The organism is Okeania sp. SIO3B5, from assembly GCF_010692555.1.
Taxonomy (GTDB): domain Bacteria; phylum Cyanobacteriota; class Cyanobacteriia; order Cyanobacteriales; family Microcoleaceae; genus Okeania.
The window spans coordinates 1-4,659 of record NZ_JAAHHG010000674.1 but is presented as its reverse complement, the minus strand read 5'-3'; the positions used below and the strand labels follow the sequence as shown (position 1 = coordinate 4,659).

Genomic DNA, 4,659 nt, shown 5'->3' with positions numbered 1-4,659 from the left:
TGGGAGTAGGGAGTAGGGAGTAGGGGGAAATAATTGATAATTTATGTGAGATAATTGATTTTATTTTTTATTATGGGAAATGTCTAATAATGGGAGTAGGGAATAAAGAAATGTGACCTAGTTGCGTAGTACTATAGGAGGGAAAAGTATACAGCAGTAAGGATATGTGGGGTGAGACAAACTTACTTTCCCTAGCATTAATTATTCTATTTTTGTGAATAAAAAATAAATTATTTAGCAAAGAGGAGAGGTAGGGAGACTGAGGAAGAGTTTTGATGATGCTTAATTAAAAAGACTTAATATTTATAATTTAGGTTTGTGGAAGTACCCAAAGTCAAATTCCATCTGCTTGAACGCGATAAATATATTGATTGAAGATAATAATTCTACTGCAATAATGTGCTTCACTTTGGTATAGTAAAGTCTTGATGCATAATATTAAACTACTTATTTTACTGTTGCAGTTCTTAATAGTTATTAATATTTATTATTTCTATGCCCTCCACTGTGAATACATAAATTTAGCTACAGGCGTTCATAAAAATACTTAATCGCCAGTAGATAACAAAGAAAAGAAAAATTCCTTCGTTTAACAGAAATTAGAATCAGAATAATAGAGTAGTAAGCAATAAAAATCAAATTATTTGATATGATAATGAATGCTAACTAAACTAAGATTATTAATAGATAGCATTATCTATATTAAGCATAATATTATAATATGCAAAATAGCAATTTATGGTTAGGTATTAATACATAGTTTGATCGTCACCTAGAACTAACTATCCAAAAATTATTTAACTATTGTGACTGTTCAGACTGTGTTGGTAAACAAATCAGATTATCATTCTGGATAAATATTAAGCCTTGCTGACGTAATTTACCCATTAGACGAGTCACAGTTACACGGGTTGAACCAATAGCACTGCCAATTTGGGCATGGGTTAAAGGCCAAGGCAAAAAATAACCACTGGTTACTTCTGGTTTGTCTTGGGCGATCCAGGGTTCTCCATATTCTTCAATTAATAGGGTCAGAAATCCGAATAATCTGTCAATAGTGCGACGTTGGCCTAGGGTACTTAGCCACAGAAGTTTCCGTTGATGTTGGTATCTAAAGGCATCTAAGACTTCTCTACGGAAGTGAGGCCAGTTATCTAAGTCATGCCAATACATCCAAAGCACAGTTGTTTGATCTGCATGAGCATAAGCTTGAAGCGTAAATGGTGACTGAGCTATAAGTTCAAATGGTTGACCAGCACCAACAAATCCAAGGAAAGCTTCGTCTGAAACATCATTCATTTTTGACTGGCTAGACTTATTGCGACTGGCACTAATGTGGGCATTACCTACTAAACGAATTGACCCTTTTTGTACTAGATACAGTAAACCTGGACGAGCAGGAATACGTTCATCTTTGCTAAAAGCTCTGCTACGGTAGTGTTCTTCTGCCCAATCTATGATTAGTTGCCAAGTAAGAAATGGCCTGCTGCTAGGTGCAGAAGTGCTGGTAGGTTGCATATTCAGTGACATTTCTGGTAAGTCTGGATGTGATGATAATTGCATTGGTACTTTTTTGTAGTAATAATTGGCCTGGGGTTTAAATCATTCTGGTAAAAGGAATAGAGGCAGATTTTTATCTTTCTGCTTATACCAGTTTTATCCTTAGCTCAAGTGTAGCAAAAAACACATCTAATTCAGAAGATTCAAGAAAAATTTAATTTGAGGTGGTAATAATATTGACAAAATTATCATTTAAGTGTGATTGTAAACAAATTTTACAAAGAGCTATAAATTTATACCAGGAGCAATTGAAATGGTCTTGCAGGTGTGAAAATACGTTAGAAGTTTGGAAAAAGAAGGAAGTAATTCCAATTAATCAAACTATAAATAATAGACAAATTTTATACAAGTCAGCGATCGCTCTGAAATTAGCTGCAGTTTGCCAACAACCAGCAATATATATTGCTAATGAGTTAGTTAAATATCTTAGGGAAATAGTTAAGACTGATGCTAACAAAAATATAAATAATTTTGAGTTTGAGGTGATTTCATCTGGGATGATTTATTTTAATTTAACTGATTTGAGTATTGCTAACTGGTTACATTATCTAACTTCTTTTACCCTAATTTTTGAGCAACAAGAATTACAGGTTGGTGTTGACTTGAACGAAGTCAGTAGGGGCGAATGGCCATTCCCCCGTACAGAAGTCAGAAGTTGTTTTTGTAACGGGGATTTGAGCAAGTCTCCAACAACATTTCACCAATCAACGCGGGGTTTTAAACCTAATTACTTTGATAAATCTTTAGAAACTACAAATTTGTTTCCCATTCAGTATAGTCATGCTCGTTGTTGTTCGTTATTGCGGATGGGTATATGCGATCGCTTAATTAATCTTACTTCCAAGGATGTAGATACCAGTGGTCAATTTTTGCTGTTTCAAATTTCTCAACCTATATCCTGGCAACAAGCAAATGGGCAATTACAATTTTCACATAATTCTGAATATCAATTAATTGCTCAAATTGCTTCTACTCTTGATCGTATCTATTGTGTCTCTAGCAGCAAAAAACCTATAAATTGGCAAAAAGTAGCTGATGCTGTCAGTGTAGCTTTTCAAGATTTTTACAGTCATTGTCGTATTTGGGGTGAGGTGAAGGTGAAAAAACCGAAGTTAGCGCAAGCTAGATTAGGTTTAGTTTTGCTTACTCAGTCTGTACTTAGATTTTTATTAGAAGAAAGGTTAGGTGTGGAAGCACCTGTAGAGCTTTAATTTTGGTGTTACAATTTTGGTTGTATTTAAAATAAAACTAAGACGTATGAGTTATATTGTAATTTATGACGGCAACTGCAATTTATGTGTAACGTTGGTGCAGGTGTTGGAAAGTATAGATAAAGGTGAGCTATTTGAGTATATTCCTATGCAAGATTTAGAAAAGCTCAATCAATTTGCTATTACTGCTAAAGATTGTGAAATGGGTATGATTTTGATTGATGGTAATGCACCGGAATGTCGATGGCAAGGTAGTGATGCAGCGGAAGAAATAGGGCGACTTTTGCCTGTGGGGGATGTGTTTGTGGCAGCATATCGGGGTTTACCAGGGGCAAAATGGATGGGCGATCGCTTTTATGAGCAGATTCGGGATAATCGTTACACAATATTTGGCAAGCGTTCTACTACTTATAATTCACCTTATCCTTTTGGTTGTAAAGCTTCTTTAGACTTGCAGAAGTCAGGGAATAGGGAATAGGGAGAAGTCAGAAGTTAGAAGTGAAAGTTGATAGACTTAAAGTATTAACCATACAATATAATTTCAGCCTATTATTCTACATCATCAGTTGCTGACTATTTGTGACATCCTTAGAGTGAATTGGTAAAACATAAAAGTAGAACGGGAAGTTTTTCATCCTATGAAGGGTAGTCCAAAAAATCAATCTGACAACTATTGACAATAATTTTATTTCTTTGTTATACTACTTTTCAAGATAGCATACAACATTAGTATCTATTGTCTGTTGTTGGCTGCTGTCTCATCGGTGGTAGATATATATACTCACTTGTATATCTCAATTTGTAATTAATCTTTAGTACAGGTAGGTGTTTGTAAGTAGGTAGTTTAGGAGACTAAATGCTGACAAGTATCTAGGTTTACTAAAAATTAGCTACAAATCGAGATACACGAGTCAGTATACATATCTACCATTGATGAGACATTAGCTGAAGCTAGTACCACTTATATAGTGCTTATTTAGTTTGAGTAATGCTCATTTTATGAAATTCCCTGTAGAAAAATATCCCAATATTATGAGTGAGTCAAAAGTGACATTAGTTGTCACTATTAACTCCTATTTTTTGGGAACTTTCTATCAAGATAGGGGAGTTTTTTTGAGTAACTCACTATTTCACTATTAGTGATAGATATCTGATGTTCCGATGTGTTATTCGCAAATAACTCAAACCAGTTTAGTGGATAATCAACAATTAGCAAAATTTGCCATAGATTTAAACCTTGGAAAATTTATTTTGCTAAGTAAGGGTGAAGAATTACAGGGAGGGCGTGAAAATTATTCATTACTTAGTGATACTTTTGAAGCAGTTATTGGTGCTTATTATATTGATTCTGGTATTGAGGCAGTTCGCAATTTTGTAGAACCAATTTTTGCTGAAGCTCTGGAAAAATCTGTTGATTTAGAGCCGGAAAATGAATCTATTAATATTGAAAATCCTAAAGGTTTATTTCAAGAATTTGTACTAAAAAATAGTACAGATGTGCCAAGATATAAAACTGAAAAATGTGGCGGTTCTGACCATGAACCAAGTTTTATATCTCGGGTATTTGTAGCTAATAGACTGTATGGCGAAGGTCAAGGAGGGAGTAAAAAAGAGGCTGAAAAACGCGCTGCTGAAAACGCACTATCTAAGTTGAAACAAAGAAGATTAATATAGATAAAGTAGTTTTTGAGTCTTGGAGGTACAAATTTTTATGTTTTTAGAGAATAGGGAATACTGGATCTGATAATAGGCAATAAGAATTATAGATTAATTTTCAACTTTCGCTAACTATTCTAAAATTTGCTTGCTGTAAATACAGCATATTCGGCAATTAATCTGATACAACTGATACGTTCATTAATGGATAATTGATAATTGATAATTGATA

The 4,659-nt window shown here is 34.0% G+C and carries 4 protein-coding genes; 3 read left to right on the top strand and 1 reads right to left on the bottom strand.

What is annotated here, in order from left to right:
* Window positions 1-801: 801 nt before the first annotated feature.
* Window positions 802-1,518, bottom strand: coding sequence for a Crp/Fnr family transcriptional regulator (locus F6K54_RS40700; protein WP_293090132.1), 717 nt, complete (start codon window positions 1,516-1,518; stop codon window positions 802-804).
* 218 nt (window positions 1,519-1,736) lie between these two features.
* Between F6K54_RS40700 and F6K54_RS40695 the strand changes: the two genes are divergently transcribed.
* The 3 genes from F6K54_RS40695 (at window position 1,737) to F6K54_RS40685 (ending at window position 4,445) form a co-directional block, all read left to right on the top strand.
* Window positions 1,737-2,771, top strand: a complete 1,035-nt coding sequence (locus F6K54_RS40695) for a DALR anticodon-binding domain-containing protein (protein WP_293090131.1) — start codon at window positions 1,737-1,739, stop codon at window positions 2,769-2,771.
* Window positions 2,772-2,817: 46 nt separating this feature from the next.
* Window positions 2,818-3,249: a thiol-disulfide oxidoreductase DCC family protein gene (locus tag F6K54_RS40690; RefSeq protein WP_293090129.1), complete on the top strand. Its 432-nt coding sequence runs from the start codon at window positions 2,818-2,820 to the stop codon at window positions 3,247-3,249.
* A gap of 683 nt (window positions 3,250-3,932) precedes the next feature.
* Window positions 3,933-4,445 carry a ribonuclease III family protein gene (locus F6K54_RS40685; RefSeq protein WP_293090128.1) on the top strand — a complete coding sequence of 171 codons (513 nt, stop codon included), beginning with the start codon at window positions 3,933-3,935 and terminating at the stop codon, window positions 4,443-4,445.
* Window positions 4,446-4,659 lie beyond the last annotated feature (214 nt).

What these genes read in the sequence shown, in the direction of transcription:
- F6K54_RS40700 (WP_293090132.1), bottom strand. Translation starts at nt 1,518, where the DNA reads ATGCAACCTACCAGCACTTCTGCACCTAGCAGCAGGCCATTTCTTACT.
- F6K54_RS40685 (WP_293090128.1), top strand. Translation starts at nt 3,933, where the DNA reads ATGTGTTATTCGCAAATAACTCAAACCAGTTTAGTGGATAATCAACAA.
- F6K54_RS40690 (WP_293090129.1), top strand. Translation starts at nt 2,818, where the DNA reads ATGAGTTATATTGTAATTTATGACGGCAACTGCAATTTATGTGTAACG.